The organism is Viridibacterium curvum, assembly GCF_039544165.1.
GTDB lineage: Bacteria > Pseudomonadota > Gammaproteobacteria > Burkholderiales > Rhodocyclaceae > Viridibacterium > Viridibacterium curvum.
On record NZ_BAABLD010000008.1, the window covers coordinates 716,074 to 741,433 of the forward strand.

General features: G+C 64.4%; 27 protein-coding genes. 14 read left to right on the top strand and 13 right to left on the bottom strand.

Annotation, left to right across the window (positions count from 1 at the left end):
* Nucleotides 1-109 precede the first annotated feature (109 nt).
* From ABEA02_RS11070 to ABEA02_RS11090, 5 genes are all read right to left on the bottom strand, one after another.
* Complete coding sequence (locus ABEA02_RS11070) at nucleotides 110-874, bottom strand: hypothetical protein (protein ID WP_345533011.1); 765 nt, start codon at nucleotides 872-874, stop codon at nucleotides 110-112.
* 44 nt (nucleotides 875-918) lie between these two features.
* The gene (locus tag ABEA02_RS11075) at nucleotides 919-2,484 is read right to left on the bottom strand and encodes a DHA2 family efflux MFS transporter permease subunit (RefSeq protein WP_345533012.1); all 1,566 of its coding nucleotides are present in this window, start codon (nucleotides 2,482-2,484) and stop codon (nucleotides 919-921) included.
* A gap of 251 nt (nucleotides 2,485-2,735) precedes the next feature.
* A complete protein-coding gene (locus tag ABEA02_RS11080) occupies nucleotides 2,736-3,944 on the bottom strand; it encodes an HlyD family secretion protein (RefSeq protein WP_345533013.1) in 1,209 nt (402 codons plus the stop codon).
* Nucleotides 3,941-5,410, bottom strand: coding sequence for an efflux transporter outer membrane subunit (locus tag ABEA02_RS11085; protein WP_345533014.1), 1,470 nt, complete (start codon nucleotides 5,408-5,410; stop codon nucleotides 3,941-3,943). The genes ABEA02_RS11080 and ABEA02_RS11085 overlap by 4 nt, the downstream gene beginning before the upstream one ends.
* The gene (locus tag ABEA02_RS11090; RefSeq protein ID WP_345533015.1) at nucleotides 5,407-5,892 is read right to left on the bottom strand and encodes a MarR family winged helix-turn-helix transcriptional regulator; all 486 of its coding nucleotides are present in this window, start codon (nucleotides 5,890-5,892) and stop codon (nucleotides 5,407-5,409) included. Before ABEA02_RS11090 ends, ABEA02_RS11085 begins: the two co-directional genes overlap by 4 nt.
* Before the next feature lie 142 nt (nucleotides 5,893-6,034).
* Between ABEA02_RS11090 and dusA the strand changes: the two genes are divergently transcribed.
* Both dusA and ABEA02_RS11100 read left to right on the top strand, forming a co-directional pair.
* Nucleotides 6,035-7,066, top strand: a complete 1,032-nt coding sequence (dusA, locus tag ABEA02_RS11095) for a tRNA dihydrouridine(20/20a) synthase DusA (protein ID WP_345533016.1) — start codon at nucleotides 6,035-6,037, stop codon at nucleotides 7,064-7,066.
* Nucleotides 7,067-7,104: 38 nt separating this feature from the next.
* Nucleotides 7,105-7,701, top strand: coding sequence for a DUF2799 domain-containing protein (locus ABEA02_RS11100; RefSeq protein ID WP_345533017.1), 597 nt, complete (start codon nucleotides 7,105-7,107; stop codon nucleotides 7,699-7,701).
* A gap of 112 nt (nucleotides 7,702-7,813) precedes the next feature.
* Here the strand turns inward: ABEA02_RS11100 and ABEA02_RS11105 are convergent, their stop codons facing one another.
* Genes ABEA02_RS11105 through ribBA form a run of 6 tightly spaced genes read right to left on the bottom strand, consistent with a single transcriptional unit; the run spans nucleotide 7,814 to nucleotide 11,862 of the window.
* A complete protein-coding gene (locus ABEA02_RS11105) occupies nucleotides 7,814-8,314 on the bottom strand; it encodes a GNAT family N-acetyltransferase (protein ID WP_345533018.1) in 501 nt (166 codons plus the stop codon).
* The gene (gene thiL / locus ABEA02_RS11110; protein WP_345533019.1) at nucleotides 8,283-9,254 is read right to left on the bottom strand and encodes a thiamine-phosphate kinase; all 972 of its coding nucleotides are present in this window, start codon (nucleotides 9,252-9,254) and stop codon (nucleotides 8,283-8,285) included. The genes ABEA02_RS11105 and thiL overlap by 32 nt, the downstream gene beginning before the upstream one ends.
* On the bottom strand, nucleotides 9,251-9,796 hold the full coding sequence (locus ABEA02_RS11115; protein WP_345533020.1) for a metal-dependent hydrolase: 546 nt from the start codon (nucleotides 9,794-9,796) through the stop codon (nucleotides 9,251-9,253). Before ABEA02_RS11115 ends, thiL begins: the two co-directional genes overlap by 4 nt.
* Nucleotides 9,797-9,805: 9 nt before the next feature.
* A complete protein-coding gene (nusB, locus tag ABEA02_RS11120; RefSeq protein ID WP_345533021.1) occupies nucleotides 9,806-10,273 on the bottom strand; it encodes a transcription antitermination factor NusB in 468 nt (155 codons plus the stop codon).
* A 1-nt stretch (nucleotide 10,274) separates the two neighbouring features.
* Entirely contained in the window at nucleotides 10,275-10,748 is a 474-nt protein-coding gene (gene ribH / locus ABEA02_RS11125) for a 6,7-dimethyl-8-ribityllumazine synthase (RefSeq protein ID WP_345533022.1), read from the bottom strand.
* A gap of 16 nt (nucleotides 10,749-10,764) precedes the next feature.
* Nucleotides 10,765-11,862, bottom strand: a complete 1,098-nt coding sequence (ribBA, locus tag ABEA02_RS11130; protein WP_345533633.1) for a bifunctional 3,4-dihydroxy-2-butanone-4-phosphate synthase/GTP cyclohydrolase II — start codon at nucleotides 11,860-11,862, stop codon at nucleotides 10,765-10,767.
* Between the two features lie 296 nt (nucleotides 11,863-12,158).
* Between ribBA and gshA the strand changes: the two genes are divergently transcribed.
* The 7 genes from gshA (at nucleotide 12,159) to ptsP (ending at nucleotide 18,968) form a co-directional block, all read left to right on the top strand.
* On the top strand, nucleotides 12,159-13,448 hold the full coding sequence (gene gshA, locus ABEA02_RS11135; protein ID WP_345533023.1) for a glutamate--cysteine ligase: 1,290 nt from the start codon (nucleotides 12,159-12,161) through the stop codon (nucleotides 13,446-13,448).
* Nucleotides 13,445-14,383 carry a glutathione synthase gene (gene gshB, locus ABEA02_RS11140; RefSeq protein ID WP_345533024.1) on the top strand — a complete coding sequence of 313 codons (939 nt, stop codon included), beginning with the start codon at nucleotides 13,445-13,447 and terminating at the stop codon, nucleotides 14,381-14,383. The genes gshA and gshB overlap by 4 nt, the downstream gene beginning before the upstream one ends.
* A gap of 168 nt (nucleotides 14,384-14,551) precedes the next feature.
* On the top strand, nucleotides 14,552-15,346 hold the full coding sequence (locus ABEA02_RS11145) for a M48 family metalloprotease (protein WP_345533025.1): 795 nt from the start codon (nucleotides 14,552-14,554) through the stop codon (nucleotides 15,344-15,346).
* Between the two features lie 55 nt (nucleotides 15,347-15,401).
* Nucleotides 15,402-16,466: an FAD:protein FMN transferase gene (locus tag ABEA02_RS11150; RefSeq protein WP_345533026.1), complete on the top strand. Its 1,065-nt coding sequence runs from the start codon at nucleotides 15,402-15,404 to the stop codon at nucleotides 16,464-16,466.
* Between the two features lie 24 nt (nucleotides 16,467-16,490).
* Nucleotides 16,491-16,886, top strand: a complete 396-nt coding sequence (locus tag ABEA02_RS11155; RefSeq protein ID WP_345533027.1) for a PTS sugar transporter subunit IIA — start codon at nucleotides 16,491-16,493, stop codon at nucleotides 16,884-16,886.
* Between the two features lie 6 nt (nucleotides 16,887-16,892).
* Nucleotides 16,893-17,162, top strand: coding sequence for an HPr family phosphocarrier protein (locus tag ABEA02_RS11160; protein WP_345533028.1), 270 nt, complete (start codon nucleotides 16,893-16,895; stop codon nucleotides 17,160-17,162).
* A gap of 87 nt (nucleotides 17,163-17,249) precedes the next feature.
* Nucleotides 17,250-18,968 carry a phosphoenolpyruvate--protein phosphotransferase gene (gene ptsP, locus ABEA02_RS11165; protein WP_345533029.1) on the top strand — a complete coding sequence of 573 codons (1,719 nt, stop codon included), beginning with the start codon at nucleotides 17,250-17,252 and terminating at the stop codon, nucleotides 18,966-18,968.
* Nucleotides 18,969-18,970: 2 nt separating this feature from the next.
* Here the strand turns inward: ptsP and ABEA02_RS11170 are convergent, their stop codons facing one another.
* Nucleotides 18,971-19,558, bottom strand: a complete 588-nt coding sequence (locus tag ABEA02_RS11170; protein ID WP_345533030.1) for a hypothetical protein — start codon at nucleotides 19,556-19,558, stop codon at nucleotides 18,971-18,973.
* Nucleotides 19,559-19,685: 127 nt separating this feature from the next.
* On the opposite strand from ABEA02_RS11170, the gene glpD reads away from it, so the two are divergent.
* From glpD to ABEA02_RS11185, 3 genes are read left to right on the top strand one after another with little or no spacing between them, the layout of a single operon-like run.
* Nucleotides 19,686-21,173: a glycerol-3-phosphate dehydrogenase gene (gene glpD / locus ABEA02_RS11175; protein ID WP_345533031.1), complete on the top strand. Its 1,488-nt coding sequence runs from the start codon at nucleotides 19,686-19,688 to the stop codon at nucleotides 21,171-21,173.
* A 39-nt stretch (nucleotides 21,174-21,212) separates the two neighbouring features.
* Complete coding sequence (locus ABEA02_RS11180; protein WP_345533032.1) at nucleotides 21,213-21,698, top strand: phosphatidylglycerophosphatase A family protein; 486 nt, start codon at nucleotides 21,213-21,215, stop codon at nucleotides 21,696-21,698.
* Complete coding sequence (locus ABEA02_RS11185) at nucleotides 21,695-22,174, top strand: CinA family protein (protein WP_345533033.1); 480 nt, start codon at nucleotides 21,695-21,697, stop codon at nucleotides 22,172-22,174. The genes ABEA02_RS11180 and ABEA02_RS11185 overlap by 4 nt, the downstream gene beginning before the upstream one ends.
* 59 nt (nucleotides 22,175-22,233) lie before the next feature.
* Here ABEA02_RS11185 and ABEA02_RS11190 read toward each other — a convergent pair whose 3' ends face one another.
* On the bottom strand, nucleotides 22,234-24,150 hold the full coding sequence (locus ABEA02_RS11190; RefSeq protein WP_345533034.1) for a pectate lyase: 1,917 nt from the start codon (nucleotides 24,148-24,150) through the stop codon (nucleotides 22,234-22,236).
* A gap of 202 nt (nucleotides 24,151-24,352) precedes the next feature.
* Between ABEA02_RS11190 and ABEA02_RS11195 the strand changes: the two genes are divergently transcribed.
* A complete protein-coding gene (locus tag ABEA02_RS11195; RefSeq protein WP_345533035.1) occupies nucleotides 24,353-24,682 on the top strand; it encodes an ArsR/SmtB family transcription factor in 330 nt (109 codons plus the stop codon).
* Nucleotides 24,683-24,745: 63 nt separating this feature from the next.
* Complete coding sequence (locus tag ABEA02_RS11200; protein ID WP_345533036.1) at nucleotides 24,746-25,312, top strand: YebB family permuted papain-like enzyme; 567 nt, start codon at nucleotides 24,746-24,748, stop codon at nucleotides 25,310-25,312.
* The last annotated feature ends 48 nt before the right edge of the window (nucleotides 25,313-25,360 follow it).

Here is a 25,360-nt window from a genome sequence, read left to right on the forward strand (position 1 = left end):
GACGACAACCCCTCCCAACCTCCCCTTGTCAGGGGAGGCGCACGATCTGGCGTGTGTGATCGCCCTCCCCTGACAAGGGGAGGGAGGGGAGGGGTTGAGCATTCGTCCCTCAGTGCGTTATGCCGATCTCGCGTGCCGTCGCCGGGCCGATCACGCAGTCCTTGAGCGAGTGCGGCATCTCGAGTTGCGACGCCGACAGCGGAATGCGGCCTGCCATGATTTCGCACAGACGCTGCGGGTAGCGCGGACTGGCGCCGGGCTCGGCAAAACCATCGGGGAAGACGGGCATGAGGTCGGGGCCGTATTTGTCGGTCGCGGCCATGGTGTGCAGGATCTCGTGCGCGATGACCACGTTGTTGGTGCGTTGCATGTCCTGTTGCACATGCACGTTGCTGATGGCGATTTGCCCCTTGGCAAGACCATGGGAATCGGGAATGCGGCCCTCGGTCTGCGTGGAATCCCAGTAGATGACGAAGGCGCGGACGCCGGCGCGCGGGCTGCCTTCCGGCTGCTTCCAGGCCCACCAGCGCAGCTGCAGGCTCCACACCAGAATATCGAAGGCGCTACCGGTACTTGGCGGGCGCGGCGGCAGGCTGTTCAGGGCCGGCTGCAGGCTGACGCGCAGCGGATGCGTCTCCCGCACGCCATGGGCATGCGCCTGCTCGACGAAGAACTCTTCGATGTCGCGGAAGCTGTCATCGCTGAGACCCGCGATGCGCTTGGCGGCTGCCGTACTGCCATCGCCATTGATGGGGAAGATGGCGACCTGCACGGTGTTGTGCCAGTCACGGGCACGGGCCTGACCACGCCAGGCACTGAGTGCCACGGTGGCGAGGATGAAAAGCAGGATCAGGATGCGCAGTTTTTTCCACATGGCACGAGCTTACTGCATCGCGCCATGTGGCCGAGCACCTGCTGTCAGTGGTCGCCGCCGGCCCCTGCCTTGCCGCCGCGCACCGGCGTCGCGAACCACACGGTCACCGTGAGCAGCACGAACAGTATCGCGCTGGCCCAGAACAGCTCATCGGCCGCGAGGGTGAAGGACTGCTGGTTCAGCAGGCGGTCGATCACGCTCAGGGCCTGCTGTTCGCTCATGCCGCTGGCCTGCATCTGCGCAAGCGTGTTGGCGGCTTCGGGCCGGAACGGGTTGATGCCTTCGGCGAGCTGCGCGTGGTGCTGGCCGGCACGGCTCTCCCACAGCGTCGTGAAGATGGATGCGCCCAGCGCACCGCAGGTGATGCGCACGAAACTGGACACGCCCGAGGCCGAGGGAATCTGCTGCGGGGCGACCTGCGACAGGCTGATCGACACGAGTGGGATGAAGAAGGTCGCCATCGCCGCACCCTGGATGAACTGCGGCAGGAACAGCGTCCAGTAATCCACCTGGGTGGTGAATTGCGAGCGCATGAACGACACCAGCGCGAAGATCACGAAGGCGATGCTGGCCACGTAACGCGCGTCGAATTTCGGCAGGTTCTTGCCGACCACGGGCGAGAGCAGGATGGCGAGAATGCCGATGGGCGCCGTCGCCAGCCCGGCCCAGGTCGAGGTGTAGCCCATGAACTGCTGCAGCCACAACGGCATCAGCACCACGGTGCCGAAGAACAGGCCGTAGCCCAGCGACACGGCGAGCGTCGCCACGGTGAAGTTACGCTTCCTGAACAGATGCAGGTCGACCACAGGATGCGCCTCGCCCAGCTCCCACACAATGAAGAAGCAGAAACCGACGAAGGCGGTGATGGCGAGCAGGATGATCTCGCTCGAATTGAACCAGTCGAGCTCCTTGCCCTTGTCGAGCGTGAGCTGCAGGGCGGCGACCCACACCACCAGCAGCACGAGGCCGACGAGGTCGACGGGCACAAGCCGGCGCGGCGTCTCGCGCGTCTTGAAGATGCCCCACACCACCCAGGCGGCGAGCAGGCCGGCGGGAATGTTGACGTAGAAGATCCACGGCCAGGAGATGTTGTCGGAGATCCAGCCGCCGAGGATGGGCCCCATGACCGGCGCGACCAGCGTGGTCATCGACCAGGCGGCGAGCGCGAGGCCGACTTTCTCTTTCGGATAACTCGACATCAGCAGGGTCTGCGACAGCGGGATCATCGGCCCGGCCACCGCACCCTGAAGGATGCGGAAGGCAATCAGCATGGGCAGGCTGGTCGACAGGCCGCACAGCAGCGAGGCCAGCGTGAACAGCAGGATGGACGCCACGAACAGCCGCACCGCGCCGAAGCGTTGCGTGAGCCAGCCGGTGAGCGGCACCGAGATGGCATTGGCGACGGCGAACGATGTGATGACCCAGGTGCCCTGATTGGGCGACACGCCCACGTCGCCTGCGATGGCAGGCAGGGAGACGTTGGCGATGGTGGTGTCGAGCACGTTCATGAACGTGGCCAGCGACAGGGCCACGGTCGCCATGGTCCGCGCGCGGCCTTCAAGCGGAGGCGGTGGCGTGTGGGGGCTTGCGGGGGCTGAGGGGGCTGACATGGGTTTACTCCGGTGGTGCTTGAAGCACGGCTCACAGCTGCGATGGCGCTGACAGCAAAGAACTTTCATGCCGTCATTGCGCTCGTCGTTCCCGCGAAGGCGGGAACCCGGTGACTTTCAACGCCGCTGGATTCCCGCTCTTGCCCTCTCCCCCAACCCCTCCCCCGCAAGCGGGGGAGGGGCGCGGAATGCGGTTTCACCGGGAGTAAAGCTGGCGGGAATGACGGTCTTGTAGGCAGATCGAAACGGCTTCAGCGGCCCAGGTTGTCGCGGATGATGCGGGCGATGTGCTCATGGGTTGCCTTGAGCACGGCCTCGTCGACGCTGGCGAGCGGCGCCGCTTCAGCACGTGCTGCCGCCACCGGCTCGCCACCCGACTGGCGCACATCCACTTCGGCTTCGACCGACAGGCCTGCGCGCAGGGGATGCGCCTTGAGCTGCTCGGCATCCAGCGCGACACGCACGGGCACACGCTGCACGACCTTGATCCAGTTGCCGGTGGCGTTCTGCGCGGGCAACAGCGAGAACATGGCCCCGGTGCCTGCCGACATGCCGACGATGCGCCCGGCATAGTCGACGCTGCTGCCATAGACGTCAGCCTTGACGCGCACCGCCTGACCGATGCGCATGTCGCGCAGCTGGCTCTCCTTGAAGTTGGCATCGACCCACACATCGTTGAGCGGCACCACGGCCATCAGCGGCGCCCCCGCAGCGATGCGCTGGCCGAGCTGCACGTTGCGACGCGCCACGACGCCATCGACGGGCGCACGCAGGGTGGTGCGGGCGAGTGCCACGGCCGCCTCTTCGACCTTGCTGGCGGCGCGTTGCACGGCGGGGTGATCCTCGATCTTCAGGCCCGCGGTCTGCACGCTGGCGGCGGCGAGTTGCTCGCGCGCCACACGCAGGGCAGCGCGTGCCACCTTGTCGGCTTCGCGCGCCTGGTCGATTTCTTCCTGCGCGACGGCGCCGGTACCGGCAAGGCTGGCGCGGCGTTCGAGCAGGTCGCTGGTGCGCGCGACTTCGGCCTCACGCACCTTGATGGCCTCGCCCAGCGAGTTGAGGTTGGCATACACGCCACGCAGTTCGCGCACGCTCTGGGCGAGTGCTGTCTCGGCCTGTTTGAGGGCGAGCTGGGCATCGACCGGGTCGAGTTGCACCAGCACATCACCTGCCTTCACGCTCTGCGTGTCGTCGACGCGCACCGCGGTGACGGTGCCGCCCACTTGCGGCGTGATCTGCACGACGTGGGCGGCAACGTAGGCATCTTCGGTGCTCTCGTGACCACGCAGGACGAAGTACCACCATGCCGCGCCGGCAACAGCCAGCAGCAGGAAGATGACGGCAAGGCGTGCCATGCCGCGCTTGCGGGCACCGGGGGCTGGCGCGGCGGGCGCAATAGCTGCGACGGGTTGGGCAGCGGGCGCGGCGTTGCTGGGGGAGGTCTGTTCGTTCTGGCTCATGATTGATCCTTCTTTGAAGCGGTGTTCGCGTCGGCACGCGCGGGCAACAATTCCTTTAGGGCGACGGCACCATCGCCGCCAACCGCGCGCACCAGCTGCACGCGGGCGTCGAAGCGACGCGCCGCGAGATCGGTGAGGTTGCGTTCGGCGCCCAGCACCTGCAGGTCCGCATTCAGCACGGGCAGATGGTTGATGAGGCCGCGTTGCTCGCGCCGTGCGAGCAGGGTGGCGGCTTCGAGCGCCTTGTCGCGCACGGTCTGCTGTTCGGTGAGTTGGGCATCACTACCCTGCAAAGCGGTGAGGCTGTCGACGATGTCGCGCAGTCCATCGACGAGGCTCTGGTTGTATTGCGCGACAGCGGCGTCGACATCAGCCGTCTTCATGCCGTAGGTGGCACGCAGGCGACCTGCATCGAAGATGGGCAGACTGATGACCGGCCCCACCTGATAGGCACGCGAGCCGAACTCGATCCACTTGTCGAGGCCCAGCGCCTGAAAGCCGATGAAGCCGCTGATGTTGATGTTGGGATAGAAGCCGGCTCTGGTGACGGCGGCATCCTTGCTCGTCGCTTCGACACGCCAGCGTGCAGCGACGACTTCGGGGCGACGTGCCAGCAGTTCAGCCGGCAGGGCTTGCGGCAAGCCCGGCGGCAGCTCGCGCAGCACGGGGTCGGGCAGCGTTTCACCATCGGCAGGGTTGAGACCGGCGAGTGCGGCGAGCAGGTGGCGCTGTGTCAGGGCGCGTTCTTCGAGCGCACGCAGTTCGCTGCGCAAGCCGGCCATTGCCGCTTCGGTCTGCGCGCGTTCGACGCCGGGCTCGAAGCCTGCCTTCTCGCGCAGGCGTTGCAGATCCAGCGCGGTGTCTCGCGTGGCGAGCAGCTTGCTGACGAGAGAGCGCTGGTGCGTGATGCGATCGAGCTCGCCCCAGGCCCGCACGATGGCGCTGGAGATGGCGAGGCGCGTTGCAGCGAGTTCGGCAGCGGCAACTTTCTCTTGTGCCACGGCACCGTCGAACGCGGCCTTGTGCTTGCCCCAGAGGTCGATCTCGCCAGCGAAGTCGAGCGCCAGACGGTTGTTGGTGCGCACCGAACCAGCCAGCGGCTTGGGCGTCAGGTGATTCTCGGAGAAGCGCTGCTGCGTGGGGTTGGCATTCAGTGTGACACCCGGGCCGTAGGCGGCTTCGGCCGCGTCGATGACGATGCGTGCGCGCTGCAGGCGCATGGCCGCCACGGTGATGCCGGGTGCATCGCGCAGGGCGGCGTCGACCAGCCTGTCGAGCGCGGGGTCACCCAGCGCCTGCCACCAGCGCTCGCCGGGCAGTGCAGCGGATTGCAGGCGTGCCGTGCTGCCCAGCGCAGTCGGCACAGTCATCGGGGACACGGTGGGGGCGATGCCGCGCGACGAGACGCAGGCCGACACGGCCAGCGCCAGCGCGGACAGCACCAGGGAATGACGCAGGGCGCTCATTCGGTCTCTCCTTCGCTTTGCGCCACCTGGCGGGCAAAGGCCTGCTCGGCCTTGTCGAGCGTGCGGCGCAACAGGCCCTTGAGCGTGGCCACCTCTTCGGGGTCCATGTCTTCCATCAGCACGTTGCCGATGCGGCAGAAGCGCTCGGGCAGCCTGGCGCAGAGCTCGCTGCCCGCAACGGTGAGTTCGAGTTCAACCACGCGACGATCCGCCGCGCTGCGCTGACGCGCGACAAGGCCCTTGTCTTCGAGCTTGTCGAGCATGCGCGTCATGGCGCCGGTGTCGTAACCACTGAAGCGGCACAGCTTGGCGGCCGGCAGGCCGGGGTAGAGCTGGATGCGCATCAGCACGATGGCCTGAGCGGCCGAGATGCCCAGATCGGCGACCTCTTCTTCCAGCGCGAGCTGCATGAGACCGCGCAGCTTGCCGACGAGGTAGCCAAGGGATTCTTCGAACCTGAAGTTTTCGGGTTGGAACTGCATTTCACTGTCCTTGCAATGATTGCCTTGGCAGCAATCTAGCCTTGCGGAAATTAGCTGTCAAGGCAGTAATTGTTAAAACAGTGATTGCCAGGGCATTTTCCAGCCCTGACCCCAGCCCTCGCCCGACGGCTAGAATGTCGCCATGTCTGCACCGCAAACCCTTGATTCTTCAGCCGCTCAGCCCGCCGCACTGCCGCCCCGCACCCTGTCGGTCGCGCCCATGCTGGACTGGACGGACCGGCACTGCCGCTTCTTCCACCGCCTGCTCGCGCCCCACGCCTGGCTCTACACCGAGATGATCACGACCGGTGCGCTGCGCCATGGCGACCAGCCGCGCCACCTCGATTTCAATGCCGAGGAGCATCCGGTGGCCCTGCAACTGGGCGGCTCCGACCCCGCCGAGCTGGCCCACAGCGCCAGGCTCGGCGAGCAATGGGGCTACGACGAGATCAACCTCAACTGCGGTTGCCCGTCGGAACGCGTGCAGAACGGTGCCTTCGGCGCCTGCCTGATGAACGAGCCCGAACTGGTGCGTGATGGTGTGAAAGCCATGGTCGACGCGGTAAGCATTCCGGTGACCGTGAAGCACCGCATCGGCATCGACCAGGTGGAAAGCTATGACTTCGTGCGCGACTTCGTCGGCACGGTGGCCGAAGGGGGTGCTGCGACCTTCATCGTGCACGCCCGCAATGCCTGGCTGAAGGGCCTGTCGCCCAAGGAGAACCGCGAGATTCCGCCATTGCGGTACGAATTCGCGCAACAGTTGAAGCACGACTTCCCGCAGCTCGAAATCATCGTCAATGGCGGCATCGCCAATCTGCCGATGATTCAGGACCGCCTCGCCGAAGTGGACGGCGTGATGGTCGGCCGCGAGGCCTACAACAACCCCTGGTCGCTGGTGGAGTGGGAAGCCGGCCTGTTCAACGCTGACTGGGCACCAACGCGCGAGGAAGTGATCGCCGCCATGGTGGCCTATTGCGAACGCGAACAGCGCGAACGCGGCACACCGGTGCGCGCCATCGTGCGCCACGTCCTCCAGATGGCGAACGGCCTGCCGGGCGCGCGCAGCTTCCGCCGCATGCTGTCCGACGCCGCCCTGCTGCGCGACGCCAGGCCGGACCTGCTGTGGCAGGCCTGGCAGCAAGTGGGCGTGGCGACCGAGTCCGCTGCCTGACGAGTCATCACAGCGGGCGCCGATGCGTTATTGAAGCCATGCCTCTCACCCGCCTGCTGCCCGCCCTGCTATGCCTTGCCCTGAGTGCTTGCGCCTCACTCAACGAGGCCGAATGCCGTCGTGGCGACTGGCAGGCGCTGGGCCAGAAAGAAGGCCTCGCCGGCTACGCCGCGCAGCGCCTCGACGATCACCGCAAGGCCTGCGGCAAATACGCCATCCAGCCCGACAGCGCGCTGTGGGAAAACGGCCGCCAGCAAGGCCTGAAGCAGTTCTGCACGCCACACAACGCAGTCGAAGCCGGCTACCGCGGCTATTACTACACCACCGGCACCTGCCCGGCAGACATGGAAGCCGCCTTCCTGCCGGGCTGGCGTATTGGCAATGATGCATGGCGCGCGGAGCGGGAACTCGAACAACTGCGCCAGCGCATCCGCAACATGGAGCTCGACCTCGCGCGCCTCAAGCCTGGCCCGCAACGCGATGCGGTTGAACGCGAATACCGCTACAGCGTCGGCATCTGGGGCGGCATGCCCGGCATGTTCAGCTCACAACTGAGTCTGGCCGAACACAACGCCTGGCGTGCGCGCGAACGCATGTGGGACTACCAGCGCAAACTCGCTACACCCGCCTCGTAGGTGCGATTTCAATCGGACACCCCACTGCGCAAAACGTCGGGCGTGTTTTGATCCACTGATGACGGACTGAAGTCCGCCCTACGCCCCTCCCTGCATCACGCTCTGCGCGCGCTCAGGCGAACCGCTTGCGCAGTGACACCACGTTGAAGCGCTCGTAACCCATGCGCTCATAGAACTGCCGCGCCGGCGCGGCTTCACCTGTCTGCAGATAAGCACCCGTGAAACCCTTGAGCCGCAGGTACACCTCGAAGGCCTCGAACAGACAGCGGCCATAGCCCTGACGCTGCTGCGCGCTGTCAACGAACATCTCCTTGATGTGGAATACCCAACTGTTGACCCAGCGTTCGCCCCAGCCGAGCACGGCGCCAACCGGTTGCCCGTCGCACAGCAGGACCATGCATTCGAAGCGCGGAAACTGCGCGAAGGCCTGCAGGCGCTCCAGCACCACCATCGGATGCCAGCCATCATTCCAGGGCTCGGCATTGAACACCGAGACGTAGAGCGGCACGATCAGGCCCATGCTGTCGTGATCGAGCAGCCTGAATTCCAGCGCGCCCTGCGGCGTGCCTTGAACGGCCGGCTCAGTTGCCGCCCGGTTTTCCGAAGTGGTCATAGCCTCTCCCCGCCAGTGCTTCACGCGAACCATCCTGCCTGCACAGCACGATGCCTTCACCTTCCACGAGACAGCCGATGCGGCTGAGTGGCAGTGCCAGTTTGTCACTCAGGGCCTGCAGCGTATCGCGCTGCGTCGATGGCGTACAAAACAGCAGCTCGTAATCATCACCACCGCGCAGCAGTGCATCGCGCGCAGCCTGCGCATCACCACAGGCGGCCAGCACGGGCGCGAGCGGCAGCGCGACCTCCTCCAGCTGCGCACCGCAGCCTGAGCGTTCGAGGATGTGCTGCAGATCACCCAGCAAGCCGTCAGACACATCGAGCATGGCCGTTGCCACACTTCGCAGTGCCAGACCCAAGGCCACGCGCGGCTGTGGCCGAAGCAGGGCAGCGAGGCAACTCGTGCGTGCTTCGCCAGCCAGCTCACGCTGACCCAACAAAGCCTGCAGTCCCAGCGCAGCCAGCCCCGGCTGCCCTGAAACCCAGATGTCATCGCCGGCACTGCCGCCGCTGCGCAATACCGCCCGCCCGACCGGCACTTCGCCAAACACCGTGGCACACAGGTTGAGCGGCCCGCGCGTGGTGTCACCGCCGATCCAGTCGACGTTGAACGCCGCACAGCAGGCCGCAAAGCCCTCTGCAAAGCGCGCGACCCAATCGACTTCCGCGGCCGGCAAGGCCAACGCCAGGGTGATCCAGCGCGGTTGCGCCGCCATCGCCGCCATGTCGGAGATATTCACGGCGGCCGTCTTCCAGCCGATGTCGGCAGGGTCGGCGTCGGGCAGGAAGTGCGTACCCGCAACCAGCATGTCGGTCGACACCACCAGCTGCATGCCGGGTGCGACGCGCAGCAAGGCGCCGTCGTCACCGACAGCGAGATCGGTGTGCGTCGTCGCGCGCGTGAAGTGCTGGCGGATGAGGTCGAATTCGCTGGTCATGGGTGTCGAGCAAGCTTGTCGTGGCGCTTGCTCAGCACGCGGATAAGCGCACACAGGATGAGTGATGGAACCCACACCCACTGCAACTCGGACAACAACACGGTCAGGCCTCGCGCGCTGAAGATGCGCTGCACACCTATCGGTGACACCTCGATGAACCGCCACGCGGCGAACAGTCGCTCGTCGGACCACGGCCAGAACAGCGCCACACCCAGACCGCCGTCGGTGAACATGTCGAGCAGGGTGTGCGAGACTGCGGACAAGAACACGAAGGCCGCCGCCACAGCGCGCCGGGCCTGCAGTGGCCTTGCTGCCAATGCAGCGAAGACTGCCAGCATCACCGCAAAGACGATGGAGTGCGTCGCGCCGCGATGGCCGAGCGCATCGGTGTAGGCAATGCCGAGCTTGAAGGCAACGACATCGAAGTCCGGGCAGATGGATGCAAAAACGCCTGCAGCGAGCAGGCGTCTCGAAATGCGCGGGCGTCCGAGACCCAGTCCGACCGCCAGTGGCACGGCGGCATGCGTCAGGATCGTGGGCACTGTTTCTTCTCAGCGCTTGTTCTTGGCTTCCACTTCCGCCGCGCGCAGCTGCGGCGCGAGCTTGTCGAGCACGCCGTTCACGAAGCGGTGGCCGTCAGTGCCGCCAAAGGACTTGGTGAGCTCGATGGCTTCGTTGATGACGACGCGGTAGGGCGTTTCGATGCGCTCGGCGAGCTCGTAGGTGGCGAGCAGCAGGATGGCGCGTTCGATGGGCGAGATTTCGCCGATCGGGCGGTCGAGATAAGGCAGGAAGCGGGCTTCGAGAGCGTCAGCCTGTGCGGCGGCGCTACGCAGCAGCAGGCGGGCGAGCGGCTTGTCGGCGCGCGCCCAGGCCTCGGACTCCTGTTCGAGATGGTCTTCGACGACCTCGACGGAGTTGCCGCTCATGCGCCACTGGTAGAGGCCTTGCATGGCCAGCTCGCGCGCGAGGCGACGCGGGGACTTCTTGGGTTCTTCAACCTGGACGGTGTCGTTCATGTCAGTGCAGGGCTTTCAGCAGGTTGGCCATTTCGATGGCGACTAGGGCGCATTCCTGACCCTTGATGTGCATGCGCGCGACGGCCTGGTCATCGTCCTCAGTCGTGAGCACGCCGTTGGCGATGGGCGTACCGGTGTCGAGCTGAACGCGGGTGATACCGGCGGCCATCTCGTTGGAGACGATTTCGAAGTGGTAGGTATCGCCGCGAATCACGGCGCCGAGCGCCACCAGCGCGTCATAGCGGCCGCTGCGCGCCAGGGTCTGCAGGGTCAGCGGCAGTTCGAGCGCGCCGGGCACGGTGACGACGAGCAGATGCTCGGGGTCGGCACCGCGCGTGAGCAGCTCGGTAATGCAACCGCTGAGCAGGTTGTCACCGATTTCGCTGTTGAAGCGCGCAAGCACGATGGCGATGCGCAACGATTTGCCTTCGAGACGGGGCGTGATTTCGGGAATGTGTTCGAAACGGGGAGCCATGGTGAATCCTTGTGAATCAGGGGGCTTCGAAGCCGGTGACTTCAAGACCGAAGCCGGACATGCTGGGCATGCGGCGCGGCGTGGCGAGGACGCGCATCTTGCCGACACCAAGGTCGCGCAGGATCTGCGCGCCGATGCCGAAAATGCGCGGGTCCCACTTGGTGGGCGTGGGCAGACTGGTCTCGACGCCCAGCGTCGCCAGCATCTCTTCGGCGCTGACAGGACGACGCAGCAGGATCACGGCACCGTGGCCATTCGCTGCAATGCGGCGCAGGGATTCGTCGATGGTGTAGCTGTGGCGTGTGCCGGCGGGGTCGATGAAGTCGAGCACTGAGACCGGTTCGTGCACACGCACGAGGGTTTCGACGTCATGGCGGATCTCGCCCAGGTACATGGCGAGGTGGATCTCGCCGGAAATGCGCTCGCGGAACGCAGCCAGGCGGAACTCGCCATGCGCAGTTGGCACCGGCTTGTCGGCCACGCGCTCGACCATCTTCTCTTCGGCCGAGCGGTGGTGGATGAGGTCGCGGATGGCGCCGATCTTGAGGCCGTGTTCCTTGGCGAAGACCAGCAGGTCAGGCAGGCGGGCCATGCTGCCGTCTTCGTTCATGATTTCGCAGATCACGCTGGCGGGTTCCAGCCCGGCCAGGCCGGCGAGGTCGCAGCCGGCTTCGGTATGGCCGGCACGCACGAGCACACCGCCCGGCTTGGCCATGATGGGGAAGACGTGACCGGGCTGCACGATGTCGGCCGGCTTGGCGTACTTGGCCACGGCGGCGGCAACGGTGCGCGCACGGTCGGCCGCCGAGATGCCGGTGGTAACGCCTTCGGCAGCCTCGATGGAGACGGTGAAGGCCGTCGAGAACTGGCTGCGGTTGTCGCGCGCCATGGGGTTGAGGCCCAGCTGGCGGCAGCGCTCTTCGGTGAGCGTCAGGCAGATCAGGCCGCGCGCGTGGCGGGCCATGAAGTTGATGACCTCGGGCGTGGCGTACTGAGCGGCGACGACGATGTCGCCTTCGTTCTCGCGATCTTCATCGTCGATAAGGATGACCATGCGCCCGGCACGGATGTCTTCGATGATGTCGCGGATGGGAGAGAGGTTGCAGGCTTCCATGGTGTTCCGGCTCTCGGGCTCGACGCTCACGCCTCACCCTGATGGAAAGAGGGTCATATCATGCCCGATTGAAATACCGGGCCTTCGTACCCAATTGATAGCGTCACCGACGTCGGGCGCGCAGATGCTTGAAAGATGAGGAATTTTACGCCATCGACGGCAGCTGCGCCCGGTAATGCGTCAATAACCCCGACTGCCTTCACGCAGCACGCGCAAGAATCCGGACAAACCCCGGGTGTAACATGGCCGGCCGTCAGCTGGTCTGCTTGATCTGACCGGCACACACAGGAGTACCGATGGTCCCGCACCTCACCACCGCCCTCACCGGCCCGCTGCTGGAACTCGAACGCAGCTTCCTCGACCACTCCACCGCCATCGAACGCTGGTTCCGCAGCCAGTGGCAGGACTACACGCCGCCGTTCTACGGCTCGGTCGATCTGCGCAACAGCGGTTACAAGCTCGCGCCGGTCGACACCAACCTGTTTCCGGGCGGCTTCAACAACCTGAATCCGGAATTCATGCCGCTTTGTGTGCAGGCTGCCCAGGTCGCCATCGAACGCATCTGCCCGGACGCGCGCAGCATCCTGCTGATTCCCGAAAACCACACGCGCAACCTGTTCTACCTGCAGAACGTGGCACGCCTGGTCACCATCCTTGGACATACCGGCTTGCGCGTGCGCGTCGGCTCGCTGCTGCCCGACATCACGGCGCCGACCACCATCGACCTGCCGGACGGCAGCCACCTCACGCTGGAGCCGCTGATCCGCCGCGGCACGCGGCTGGGCGTGGAAGGGGCCGACCCCTGTGCGATCCTGCTCAACAACGACCTGTCGGCAGGCGTGCCGGAGATCCTGCAGGGCCTCGAAGGCCAGTGGCTGATTCCTCCACTGCACGCGGGCTGGGCGACGCGCCGCAAGTCCAAGCACTTCGCGGCCTACGACCAGATCGCCGCCGACTTCAGCAAGATGCTGGGTATCGACCCCTGGCTGCTCAACCCCTATTTCGGTGTTTGCGGCGAGATCAACTTCCACGAACGCACGGGCGAGGACTGCCTCGCCAGCCAGGTCGACTTCCTGCTCACGCGCATTCGCGAGAAGTACAGGGAGTACGGCGTGACAGAGAAGCCTTTCGTGATCGTCAAGGCCGATGCCGGCACCTATGGCATGGGCGTGATGACCGTGCATGACGCCAGCGACGTGCGCGACCTCAACCGCAAGCAGCGCAACAAGATGAGCGTGGTGAAAGAAGGCCTGCAGGTCAGTGAAGTCATCATCCAGGAAGGCGTCAGCACGCTGGAAACCGTGAACGGCGGCGTTGCCGAGCCGGTTGTATACATGATGGATCACTACGTCGTCGGCGGCTTCTACCGCGTCAACACAGCGCGCGGCCGCGACGAGAACCTCAACGCACCGGGTATGAGCTTCGAGCCGCTGGGCTTTGCCACCGGCTGCAACCTGCCGGACTGTCGCCAGGCGCCCGACGCACCGCCCAACAGGTTCTACGCGTATGGCGTGGTTGGCCGACTTGCCCTGCTGGCCGCTGCGCTGGAGATCGAACAGACGGCACCGGCTGAGGCCACGGCATGAACATCGCCTTCATCGTCGACCCGCTGCACAAGCTCAAGGCCCACAAGGATTCTTCCATCGCCATGATGCGGGCCGCTGCGGCACGTGGTCACGCGGTGTCGGCCATCCAGCGCGAAACACTGAGCGCCCGGGATGGTGTGGTCAGCGCACTGGCCGTGCCGCTGACGGTGCGCGCCGACAATGCCCACTGGTATGACGAAGGCCCGGCCGAGAAGCGCGCGCTGAACAGCTTCGACGCTGTGTTGATGCGGCAGGACCCGCCATTCGACGCCGAGTACGTCGCCGCCACCTGGCTGCTGGAACGTGCCGTGGCGCAGGGCGCACGTGTCTACAACGATCCGCGCGCCATCCGCGATCATTCCGAGAAAGTCTCCATCCTCGAATTTCCGCAGTTCACGCCGACGACGCTCGTCGCCCGTGATGCCGACGACATCGACGCCTTCATTGACGAGCTGGGCGACGTCATCCTCAAGCCGCTCGACGGCATGGGTGGCAGCGGCATCTTCCGCGTGCGGCACGACGACCCGAATCGCAATGCGATCATCGAGGCACTCACCGGCGACGGCACACGCAGCATCATGGCGCAGCGCTATCTGCCGCAGATCGCAGAGGGCGACAAACGCGTGCTGCTGATTGGCGGTGAAGTGATGCCGTACTGCCTGGCGCGCATCCCCAAGGCTGGCGAGACGCGCGGCAATCTCGCAGCCGGCGGAAGGGGCGTCGTAATGCCCATCAACGCTGCGGAGCGCGAAATTGCAATGCAACTCGCACCGGTGTTGTGGGCACGCGGCCTGCTCATCGTGGGACTCGACATGATTGGCGGCCGCCTCACGGAAATTAACGTCACCAGCCCCACCTGCATGGTAGAGATTGCGCAGGGCAGCAATCTGGATATCGCGGGGCGGGTGATCGACGTACTTGCGGGCCGCGCCTGAAGCCAGAAGATTTTCCGACACCCGCTGTCACGCTTTTTGACAGTTCAAACGGAAGTCACAATTCGTGACAGTACGTTGCATGTACGAAAGGGCAAATTGCCTTTGCATGCAAGATGGCTACGCATAATTCAAACAGGTGCAGCGCCCTCAAACGCGCTGCCTTGTTCAATGCGAGCCCCTCTCCAGATGCGCCACCCCGCCAGCAAACCTGTCAGCCCTGCCGAGATCAATGCCTTACCGGCATTGATGCCGCGCTCCGAGCGGACGCGGGGAGGGCGCCTTCTCGGTCGCCTGACCGGTGACCGCCTCAGCCGGACTCACCGCTGGCTGCTGACGCTGCTGGGCGTCGCGCTGCTGCTGACCGCCTTGTCACACCCGATCGAAAGGTTGCTGGGCGGCATGATTGCCAGCCGCATTCCGAGCAGCTGGGTGTATTCCGGCTCAATCCAGTCCCTGCAGCGCCTCGACGCCGCCTCGCTGGCCCCCAGCCAGCTGCCCGAAGCCGTGCAGATGCAGATCCGCAGCCGCTTTGCCGCGCTGCGCATGCCGACCAGCAATGCCCCGCTCTACGAACTTGTCTTCCGCCGCAGCGACCGTCTCGGCCCGATCAGCTTCGCTTTGGCCGGTGGCCAGATCGTGGTCACCGATGCTTTCGTCGCACAACACCCGTCTGAAGAAGACCTGATGAATGCGCTGACCCTGCAGCTGGGCCACCTGCAGCACCGCCACGCCCTGCGCGCCATTACCGATCATTCATTGCTGAGCATGGTCCGCTACCTGGTCAGCGACGACGCCAGCAACGGCATCCGCCTGATCAGTCAGGAACAGCCCGTGCTCCAACATGACGAACACTGTGTGGCCGAGGCGCGCTCATTTGCCGAAGAAGTAATGCGCCTGAACCCCCCGCCCAACCTGGCCCTGAATGCATCGGGCCAACACGTCGCCGACTCACTGAGCAACTGAGCCAGCGACAGGAGCGGGCATCTGCCGATTGCTGCAGTGCGGCTATCATGGCGGAATGCTCGCTTCGCCTTTCTCCCGCCGCATACGCCGCGCCATCCTGCTGATGCTGGCCGCCCTGGTGTGTCTGGGCCTGTCCGCCTGCCAGCGCAAGCAACTGGTTCAGCGCGAAGCCTTCGTCTTCGGCACCCGGGTCGAGCTGCTGAGCGTGGGTAGCAACCCTGAAGCCACGGTCAGTGCGATGGCCGAGGTATTGCGCGAGTTCGATCGCATCCATCGCAACTACCACGCCTGGGAACCCTCGGAGCTGACCCGCCTGGCCGATGCCTGCCGTAACGGCCAGCCCTATCCGGTATCCGCTGAACTCGGCACGCTGCTCGACAAGGCCGGAATGCTCAGCGCGCGCAGCGAAGGCCTGTTCGATCCCGGCATCGGCGCCCTCGTCAGGCTATGGGGCTTCCACACCGACACTTTCGTACCGAAGCTACCTGATGCCGCCGAGCTGGCACGTCTCGTTGCTGCCCGACCCGGCATGCGCGACATCCGGGTCAGTGGCGGTCAGGCGCGCTGCAGCAACCCGGCCGTGTCGCCCGATTTCGGCGGCTTCGCCAAGGGCTGGGCGCTCGACCGCGCGGCAGCGATCCTGCACGCAAAGGGGATCCACGATGCGCTCATCAACATCGGCGGCAACGTGATGGCGCTTGGCAAGAAAGGTGACGTGCCGTGGCAGATCGGCATCCAGGACCCGCGCGGCGGCGGTGCCATCGCCAGCCTGGCCCTGCTGGATGGCGAGGCCGTCGGTACCTCCGGTGATTACCAGCGCTATTTCGAGCTGGAGGGTCATCGCTACAGTCACCTCATCGACCCGCGCAACGGCAAACCTGCCGAAGGCACGCACGCTGTCACCATCCTGATGCCGCCCGGCCCTGACGCCGGCCTGCTGTCCGACGCCGACAGCAAGCCGATTTTCGTAGCGGGCAAGGATTGGCGACAGCTTGCCGATAAGATGGGGGTACAGCATGTGCTGCGCGTCGACGCCGAAGGTCGTATTGCCGTCACACGGGCCATGCTCGCGCGGCTGAACTTTCCCGCCAACCATGGGCCTGACCTGGTTGTAGATTGATTTCGCTCATCGGACGAACTGATCATGATTGGCATCTTGCTGCTGACGCACGGAACACTGGGGGAGTCCCTCATCCAGTGCTGCTGCCACGTGCTCAACCGGCGCCCATTGCAGATCGCGCAGCTGGGCGTCTCGGCACAGGACGACCCGCTGGACCTGCTGCCCACTGCTCGCCAGCTTTGCAGTTCGGTTGATTCCGGTGAAGGCGTTGTGGTCCTGACCGACATTTACGGCGCCACCCCTTCCAACATCGCGATGAAGCTGGCGCTGCCCGGCGAGGTCGAAATCGTTGCGGGCTTGAACCTGCCCATGCTGCTTCGCATCTTGACCTATCGGGACAAGAACGTTATTGAAACCGTTATCCAGAAAGCCGTCGCCGGGGGTTGTGACGGCGTGCTGCACGTGAAGTCCAGGGAGTAGTGAGCCATGCCGAAAGCCGAAGCAGAAATCTCCAACCGTCTTGGCCTGCATGCCCGGCCGTCAGCCAAGCTGACGCAGCTGGCGACACAGTTCAACAGCGAGATCTGGCTCGAACGCGCCGGCCGCCGCGTCAATGCCAAGAGCATCATGGGCGTGATGATGCTGGCAGCCGCCCAGGGCGCAAAGCTGACCATCGAAGCCGAAGGCGATGATGCCGAGGCGGCCCTGAGCGCCATTGTCGAACTGATAGGCAGCCGTTTCGGCGAGCGCGAATAGTCCGCATAGCCAATTTGTCCCGGCTGTGCGATCCTGCGGGTGATCGCGTTATTGCGCGATGACCCGCGCTTCTCCGGATTTCGCAGCATGCCTTTCGTCATTCATGGTCTCCCCGTCTCGCAAGGCATCTCCATCGGCCACGCGCATCTGGTGTCGCATGCGCTGCTTGAGGTAAACCATTTCCTGATCGCCCCGCGCCACATCGACGCCGAAGTCACCCGCCTCGATGATGCCGCCGCCAAAGTGCGCTTCGAACTGCGCGCCCTGCGCGAAACCTCGACCGCTGCACAGTCCGAACTGACCGCCTTCGTCGACCTCCACACGCTGCTGCTCGACGACCCCATGCTGGTCGAATCTTCGCGACGTCTGATCCGCGAACGCCGCTGCAACGCCGAGTGGGCACTGGTGCAACAGATGGAGCAGATCGTCGACCAGTTCGAGGCTATCGAAGACGCCTACATGCGCGAACGCAAGGCCGACGTGGTGCAGGTGGTCGAGCGCCTGCTCAAGGGACTGCTCGGTCACCCCGGCTCGGTACCTGGCAAGCAGCAGGATGGCCTGGGCACCATCGTTGTCGCGCACGATCTGTCGCCAGCCGACACCATTCACTTCAAGAACAACCAGATTGCCGGTTTCGTCACCGACGTTGGTGGCGCCACTTCGCACACCGCCATCGTCGCGCGCAGTCTCGGCATCCCGGCCGTGGTCGGTCTGCGCCATGTACGCCACGTTGTACGTGAAGACGACATCGTCATCATCGACGGTTCGCGGGGCGTTGTCATCGTCGACCCCGACGAGCGCGTGCTCGAAGAGTACCGCCTGCGGCGCAGCGAATACGAGCTCGAACGCTCCAAGCTCAAGCGTCTGCGCAGCACTCGGGCGGCCACGCTGGATGGCGAAATCGTCGGCCTGCACGCCAATATCGAGCTGCCCGCCGACGCGGCACAGGTGCGCGATGTCGAAGCCGATGGCGTCGGCCTGTTCCGCACCGAGTTCCTGTTCATGAACCGCGATCAGCTACCGGACGAGGAAGAGCAGTTCGAAGCGTATCGCGCCGTGGCGAAAGCCATGGGTGGCAAGCCGGTCACCATCCGCACGCTGGACATCGGTGCCGACAAACCTTTGCAGTCAGGCGGGCCGCGCACCGAAACCAACCCTGCGCTGGGGCTGCGCGCGATCCGCTACAGCCTCGCCGAACCGCAGATGTTCCTCACCCAGTTGCGGGCACTGCTGCGCGCCTCGCACTACGGCAAGGTGCAGATCCTCGTGCCGATGCTGGCGCATGCCCACGAGATCGACGCAACGTTGACTGCCATCACGCTGGCCAAGGCCCAGCTGCGCGCCGAGAAGGTGAAGTTCGACGAGAATGTGGCCGTTGGCGGCATGATCGAGATTCCCGCGGCCGCGTTGTCGCTGGGCGTCTTTGTCAAACGCCTGCAGTTCCTGTCAATCGGCACCAATGACCTGATCCAGTACACGCTGGCCATCGACCGCACCGATGAATCGGTCGCCCACCTCTACGACCCGCTGCACCCTGCCGTGCTGCGTCTCATCTCGATGACCATCCAGGCCGGTGCCAAGCACGGCCTGCCAGTGTCGGTGTGTGGCGAAATGGCGGGCGATTCGAGCTACACGCGACTGCTGCTGGGCATGGGCCTGCGCAGCTTCTCGATGCACCCGGCGCAGATCCTTGAAGTGAAACGCGAGATCCTGCGCGCCGACAGTCAGGAGCTCGCCGCCAAGGTGACGAAGCTGATGCGCCAGGACGAACCGGATCGCATCAACGAGGCTGTCGATAAGCTCTAACCCTAGAGCGAGCCGTCCTTGCGCGCCGCCTCCAGCGTGACCTTCATCAGCCCCTGCAGCTGCTTGTCGATGTCGTCCGCCATGCTGCTGGCTTTGCCGGACCAGCGCAGCTTGCCACTGCCGACCTGGGTGATGGCCGTGTCGGAGGTGTAGTTGTTCGACGGCGTCACGGTCGTCGTCGTGCCGGGAAATGGAAACTGGATGCCGACGCCGCTGCCGAAGCCACCACGCCCACCGCCCACGCCGAAGCCAAACGAAGGACGCTGCTCCGCAACCACCACCGGATTGAGGCGGATGGTTGCAACAATCATCCAGGGCGTACCGGCGGCGCGCGCCGCACTGAGCGCACTGTCGAAACTTTGCGAGCCGGGTAGTACAGGTTCGGCCCCCATCAGACGCAACTGCGCCGCGAGCTTGTCGAGGCAGATGCGCTGCAGGGTCTGCTCTACGGCGTCGCAAGCAATGAAGACCTTGCTGCCGGGCAGCACTGGGTCGGTCAGCTGGGCGTCGCGCCATTGCGCATCCATGTGTGCGGTGGAACAGGCGGTGAGCAGGAGGGCTGACAGAAGAATCATCGGGTTCTTGCGCATGCGGGCTCCACGGGACCGGTGATGTGCGGATTCTGCGCCGCGACCTTGGCGCTTGTCACCCGTCATTGCTGCCATCCGTCGCGCCGCCGTGCTTTAATCCAGAGACAAGACCAAGCGGAAAAGCGCCATGTCGTCCGATGCAGTCGACTTCGATGTACTGGTGGTAGGAGGGGGCATCAACGGTGCCTGCATAGCACGTGATGCCGCAGGTCGTGGACTGCGCGTCGCGCTGGTGGAACGCGACGACCTCGCCGGACATACCTCTTCGGCCAGCACAAAACTGATCCATGGCGGCCTGCGTTACCTCGAGAACTTCGAGTTCTCGCTGGTGCAGAAAGCGCTCGCCGAGCGCGAGGTCCTGCTGCGCGCCGCGCCGCACATCACCTGGCCACTGCGTTTCGTGATGCCGCACAACGATGCGGTGCGCTCGCGCTGGCTGGTGCGCGCCGGCCTGTTTCTCTACGACCATCTTGCACGACGCGACCGCCTGCCATCGTCGGAGCCCATCGATCTATCGCGTCACGTTGCGGGGCAAGCCCTGCAAGCCGGCTGGCGACACGGGTTCGAATATTCCGATGCCTGGGTAGACGACGCCCGCATGGTGGTGCTCAACGCCGTCGACGCTGCCGAGCGGGGCGCACAGGTTCTTACCCGTACACTTTGCGAACGGGCCGAGCGGCGTGATGGTGTCTGGCACGCAAGCCTGAGGAACGCGCAGACTTCGCGTGCGGTCACGGCGCGTCTACTGGTCAACGCAACAGGCCCGTGGGTCGCCAGCTTCCTCAGCGATCACGCCGGGCTGCGCTCGCACCACCGCGTGCGGCTCGTGCGCGGCAGCCACATCGTTGTGCCGCGTCTGTTCGAGCACGACAAGGCCTACCTTCTGCAGAACGCGGATCGCCGCGTGGTTTTCGCGATCCCCTACGAGCAGCATTACACCCTGATCGGCACCACCGAAGTGGCACAGGATGACGATGCGGCGCAAGCGCACATCGACGCCGCTGAAACCACTTATCTCTGCGAAACTGCCAGCCGCTTCTTCCGTCTGCCTGTGAGCCCTGCCGATGTGCGCTGGCATTACTCCGGCGTTCGCCCGTTGCTGGACGACGAACATGCCGCCCTGTCACGCAACACACGCGATTACCTGCTGGAGCTGGACAGCGGCGAGGCGCCGCTGCTGTCCGTCTTCGGCGGCAAGATCACCACCTGCCGCAAACTGGCCGAAGAAGCGGTGGACCGCATCGCGGATCTGCTGGAGCACGGCGCCCCAAGCTGGACAGCGGAGGCGCCCCTGCCAGGCGGTGACATGCCGGGTGCCGACTTCCCCGCCTTCGCTGCTTCGCTACGGGCACGTCATGCCGACGTCGACGCCAGTCAGATACTGCGTCTGGCGCATGCATACGGCACGCGGGCCGAACACATCCTCGCCGGCAACCGTCAGGCCGTACTGCCGGGTGTGAGCGAAGCCGAGCTGCGCTACCTCTACGACGTCGAATGGGCCCGCAGTGCCGAAGACATCCTATGGCGACGCAGCAAGCTTGGCCTGCACCTGCAAGCAGATGCGGTCGCCATACTTGACGACTGGCTCGCCCGCCAGAGGGCGCGCAGCCAATAGACGCTGCACCCTTTTTCCTTCTTCGATCCCCTTTCATTCATGCGCCCCAGCCTGCGTCTGCTCGTCTCACACCCCGCTCATTTCATCTCGCTGGGGCTCGGTAGCGGCCTCGCGCCCAAAGCACCCGGCACCTTCGGCAGCCTTGCGGCATGGGCGCTGTTCGCCTTGTTGCCGGATTCCACCCCACTGGCTTTCCTGATCGGCGGCATCGTGCTTTCCTTTGCACTGGGCTGCTGGCTGATTCCCGTCACGAGTCGCGCACTGGGTCAGGCCGATCCGGGCTGCATCGTGTGGGATGAGTTCGTCGCCGTCTGGCTGGTTCTGGCCTTCACGCCATGGACCCTCGCCTGGCAAGCCTTCGCGGTGATCACCTTCCGCGTCTTCGACATCGCCAAGCCCTGGCCGATACGCTGGGCAGACGGGCGCTTCAAAAATGGTTTCGGTGTGATGTTCGACGACCTGCTGGCCGCGGGCTACACGCTGATCTGTATCGCACTTGCCCTGCGTCTGGTACCGACGGCATGAACGAAGCGCTAACGAAACTTGCCGTCGAGGTAGGCGCCTTCCTGCATGCGCGGCACTGGACGCTGGCGACTGCCGAGTCCTGTACGGGCGGCCTGGTGGCGGCGGCTATCACTGAAGTGGCCGGCTCCAGCGGCTGGTTCGACAGCGCCTGCGTGACCTACTCGAACGAAGCCAAGATCCGCATGCTGGGCGTCGCAAGCGACACGCTGAAGAACCACGGTGCCGTCAGCGAAGCGACCGTACGCGAAATGCTGGCCGGCGTGCTGACACGTTCGGGCGCCGACGTAGCCGTCGCCTTGTCGGGCATTGCCGGCCCCAGCGGCGGAACGCAGGACAAACCCGTCGGTACGGTTTGGATGGCATGGGGAACCTCCACGGCACAGCACGTGCATCATGCTGTTTTTCCCGGCAATCGCGCTGCGGTGCGCGAAGCCGCGGCGCGCTTCGTACTCGAGGCAATCTTGCGGCTCAAGTAAAGCGCCTCAAATGAAAAACCCGGCTCACGCCGGGTTTTTCATAGGTTGATTCAACGCGCTCAAGGTGTGGGTACCCAACCCGCGTTGCTGTTCCACTGAGAGAACACCTCTGCGCGGGTGTCCAGGCCAGAAAGGTCTGCACTGGTCGTCGAGTAGGACGAGCGTGCGCTCGTGTCGATGGTATTGCCCGTCAGATCCTTGCTACCACTTTCACGATAGCCGGCCGCAGCAGTCGGCGTGGTGATCGGCGGCGTATTGGTGGCCAGCCAACCGGCAGCAATGATGTGGGTGTCCATCTTGTTGTTGATGAAAGCCACATTGTTGCAGCCAAAGTAGGTATTTCCGCTCAGGCTGCCAGAGCTGGTCCATTGCGCCGAGCAATAGCCGCTCGAGAAGTTGCTGGCCTGACGACCGAGGTACGTCGCCCCTGCGGGAACGCCAGATTCCTTGGTTAGCTGACTGTTGAGCACTACGAATCCAGGGTAGCCATACGCCGTGCGTGATTCGATGACGTAGCCGCCGCTACTGGCGCTGGTCGTATCGACGATGGTACGCAGCTCACTCTCTTCAATCAGCATTGCAAACGGCGATCCCCAGATGTAGTCCACGTCACCCTTGATGAGCGACTGGTAGATCCACACCCAACCCTTGACCTGGATGGTGTCCTGCGTGCTGTAGAAGTTCATATAGGTACCGATCATGCGCGAACCGGCCAGCGTCGAACTGTTGAAGTAAATCGTCTCGGCCTGGTTGTTCATCGATCCTGTCACGCCTTCCCAGACGTTCTTCACGTGCGTGTTCTGCAGCGTGAAGTTGGTCAGCTTGAGCAGGTCAGTGCCTTCAACCAGCAATACGGCACGACCACCATTCAGGCGCGGACGATTACCGCCGGTTTCGGCCACCACCGTGGTGGTCGGCGTCGTACCGCTGCCGCCGGTACCGGGGTTGTACTGCTCGAAGTTTTCCGACTGCACAATCACGCCATTGCGGCTGGTACCGGAGATGGTCAGGTTGCTGATGTTGCGGATGAACAGGTCGCCCGTATAGGTGCCGTCGTTGACCGTGATGGTCTTGGCCACCGAGACGCTATTGCAAGCGTCGGTCGACGTGCCGCCACACTGGCCCATGACCCAGTTCAGCGCACCCTGCACGGTGCGGAAGTCTGCCGTCGTGCCCGTGTCGTCAACCGTTACAGCCGTCTTGGAAGCAGGTGCCGAACGTGTCGTGAAAGCCCAGGCCGTCTTGCTGCTGACGCCAGCAAACGCCGTACCGCCAACATTGCCTGTGAGCACGCCGTTGTCGACTGTCACGTAGTAACCCGTATCCGGCGACAGCACGTTGTCGTGCAGGCGGATCGTCGCCGTCTTGCCCGAGATGCTGACCGGCTTGTAGAACATCCAGCGGTATTGCGTCAGGGTTGAGACGTTGTTGCCGAGCTTGTCGATCTCGGTGTTGTTGCGCGGAATCACGGTCTGCACGTCGTTGGCCTGCAGCGTTGCCGCCGCGTAGCTCGAATAGATCGCGCTGCCCGTATTGAAGACGTTGAGGCTGATGGTGTCGACGAGGGAATCATCACTGGTCTTGTAGACCTTGATGTAGCCCGATGTGCCCAGCGTGGGGGTAGCGTCAAAAGTGATGGACAGGCGCGTGTCGTAGTGGATTGCCGTTGCGCCATTCGACGGGACATAAGCGCTCACCGAAGCTGCACTTGACGAGCTGCTCGACGACGAGCTGGCAACGCTGGAAGACGAGCTCGACGAAGAGCTGGAGACCGAACTGGCCGACGAGCTGCTGCTCGACGCGACGCTGCTCGACGACGAACTGGCCACACTGGATGTGCTGGATGCACTCGATGCGCTCGATGCGCTGGAAGAACTGCCCGAAGCCGGTGCGGCGCTGCCGCCGCCACTACCGCCACCGCAGGCAGCGAGAGTCATTGCGATGGCAGTTGCCATCCAGGGTACTACGCGATTCATGTTTGTCTCCGTCCACTTGCTACTGCCGGGTACCGCTCTTTGTCGGGTCCGGCTGGGGTCATTGCCGTTCTGCGGCCTGAAACACTCGGCGTGTTATCGGTCACATCGCGTCCTATCTTAGCAAGACAGAAGGCGTTCGCCATCCTTCTTTTTCGCAAACATGAACAATTTGGCGTAGGCACTCTTGACACAACACATCGACATGTCTAAGTTTATCGATATGAATCGCGATTACTCCCGAGCCATTCCTCCGCAATGGCAGCACATGGCCAAGGTCTTCGAAGCGCTCGGCGACGAGCATCGCCAGCGCATTGTGCTGAGCTTCGAGCCCGGCGAAGAACTCAACGTCGGCCAGATCGCCGAAGTGTCCACTCTGGCGCGCTCGACCGTCTCGCACCACCTCAAGATTCTGCGCGAAGCCCAGGTGCTGGTCGCGCAGAAGCAGGGCAAGGAAGTCTGGTTCCGCGTGAACAAGCCTTTTCTCGAATCCGTTTTCGGCGACGTGACGGCCTATCTTCGCGATTACCTCTGAGCACGCCGGGCAGGGTCCGGCGTTTTTTGACTACAACATATCGATAAATTTAGGAATTTCGTTATGAGTGCTGCCGCAATGCCCGAACTCCAGATCGGCGACCTCGTCTTCATCCGCATCCCGGTCCTGTTCTTCCGCAAGGTCGCCGACACGACGGCGAGCTGGACCAACCATGTCGGCATCGTCACCGGTCAGAAAGACGGCGTCTGGCAGGTCGCCGAAAGCTGCGTGCCTTTTGCCCGCCAGCGCAGCTTCGACGCCTTTGTCGCCCGCTCGGAAAACCGGCGCTACTGCATTCGCCGCCTGCCCGTGCCGCTCGATGCAGACCAGCAGCAACGCCTGCAGCAAGCCGTGGCCCGGCGACTCGGCACGCTCTATCACACTGGCTTTGCGCTGCATTCGCGCCGCCAGTTCTGCTCCAAGTTCGTCCATGAAGTGCTGCGCGAAGCTTGCGGCATCCGCGTCGGCCGGATCGAGACCTTTGCGCAATTGCTCGGACGCAACCCTGATGCACAGCTGGGCTTCTGGCGCCTGTGGTTCTTCGGCCGCATCCCATGGCGGCGCGAGACCATCACGCCGGCCAGCGAACTGAGCTGCCCACACATGACAACCGTGTTCGACTGCGCCTGATACACGGACGGCAAGCTTGCCCGGATTGCCGAGCGACATGGGTCGCTT